Here is a 291-nt window from a genome sequence, read left to right on the forward strand (position 1 = left end):
CAACGTCCTACTCTCACAGGGACAAGGTCCCAACTACCATCGGCGCTAGAGAGCTTAACTTCCGTGTTCGGTATGGGAACGGGTGTGACCTCTCTGCCATCATTACCAGACATTATTCTTTTGAGACAATCATTATTATAACTTATTTACTTCAAAAGTCAACAAATTTTTTATGTTCTCTCAAAACTAGATAACATTGCTACATATTATATGGTTAAGTCCTCGATCTATTAGTATTCGTCAGCTCCACATGTCACCATGCTTCCACCTCGAACCTATCAACCTGATCAT

1 rRNA gene is annotated in these 291 nt (G+C 40.2%); it reads right to left on the reverse strand.

Going from position 1 to position 291, the window contains the following annotated elements:
* A 5S ribosomal RNA gene (gene rrf, locus MR107_RS30675) occupies positions 1–110 on the reverse strand; the annotation flags it as partial.
* Positions 111–291 lie beyond the last annotated feature (181 nt).

The organism is Bacillus cereus group sp. BfR-BA-01441, assembly GCF_022663075.1.
Classification (GTDB): Bacteria; Bacillota; Bacilli; order Bacillales; family Bacillaceae_G; genus Bacillus_A; species Bacillus_A cereus.